We start from the raw sequence: 1,234 nt of genomic DNA on the forward strand, positions 1-1,234 counted from the left end.
CCGCCCGGCTGGTCCGCCGGGTCCGCCCGGCACTGCTGCACGCCCACAGCGCCAAGGCGGGCCTCGCCGGGCGGCTCGCCGTACGCGGCTCGCTGCCCACGGTCTTCCAGCCGCACGCCTGGTCCTTCGACGCGGTCGGCGGGACCACCGGGGCACTCGCCCTCAGATGGGAGCGGTACGGCGCCCGTTGGGCCGACCGGGTGCTCTGCGTCAGCGAGGCCGAGCGGCGCGCGGGCGAGGCCGCCGGCATCGCCGCCCGCTGGGCGGTCGTCCGCAACGGCGTCGACCTCGGCCACTTCCGTCCCGGCGGCCCGGACCCCGACCACGACAAGGCGCTGGCCCGCGCCGGACTCCCGCTGCCCGCCGCCTTCCGCGGCGACGGGCCGCTCGCCGTGTGCGTAGGACGGCTGTGCCAGCAGAAGGGCCAGGACATCCTGCTGGGCGCCTGGCCGCAGGTGCGCGCCACCGTCCCCGGCGCCCGGCTCGCCCTGGTCGGGGACGGTCCGGACACCGAACGGCTGCGCCGGTCGGCCCCGCCCGGGGTGCTCTTCGCGGGAGCCGCCGCCGACATCCGACCGTGGCTTCGGGCCGCCGATCTCGTTGTACTGCCGTCGCGGTGGGAAGGCATGGCGCTCGCCCCGCTGGAGGCCATGGCGTGCGGCCGCCCGGTCCTGGTCTCCGACGTCAGCGGCGCCAGGGAGAGCCTGCCGCCCGGCCACGGCCGGCACTGCCTGGTCCGCCCGGAGGACCCGGCGGCGCTGGCCGGGGCGCTGGGCCGGCTGCTCCCCGCACCGCGGCTGCTCGCCGAACTCGGGGAGCAGGCCGGGCAGTACGTGCGGACCGAGTTCGACGTGCGGCGGACCACGGACGCGGTCACCGGCCTGTACCAGGAACTGCTGGGCAGGCCCACCCCTTGGCTGCACCGGGGGGACCCGGACCCCCAGCCCTTGAACCAGGAGCGCATCAGCCGATGACGATGGACAGCGCACACGCCCCGCACCCCGGGCGGAACGGCGGCGTACCCGCCGCCGGAGCCGCTTCCGCACCCGCCGGGGGACCTGCCTCCACCACCGCCGTCCGCCGTTCGGTGACCGCCATCCACCCCCCGCGCGGCCCCAAGGCCGAAGGCGCCCGGGTCGCCGCACGGCCGCACCGGGTCCGCCGCCACGCGGGGATCGCCCCGCTGCTGACCGCCGACGCGCTGGCCGCCGCCACGGCCGCCGGCTACGTCGCC

At 78.4% G+C, this 1,234-nt stretch carries 1 protein-coding gene and 1 pseudogene; both read left to right on the forward strand.

Going from position 1 to position 1,234, the window contains the following annotated elements:
- The coding region (locus GPJ59_RS36290) for a glycosyltransferase (RefSeq protein WP_219672366.1) at positions 1 to 974 on the forward strand (974 nt) is incomplete at its 5' end.
- Positions 971 to 1,234: pseudogene (locus GPJ59_RS36295) on the forward strand (hypothetical protein); the annotation flags it as partial. The gene GPJ59_RS36290 and the pseudogene GPJ59_RS36295, both read left to right, overlap by 4 nt.

The organism is Streptomyces bambusae, from assembly GCF_019400985.1.
Taxonomy (GTDB): domain Bacteria; phylum Actinomycetota; class Actinomycetes; order Streptomycetales; family Streptomycetaceae; genus Streptomyces; species Streptomyces bambusae_A.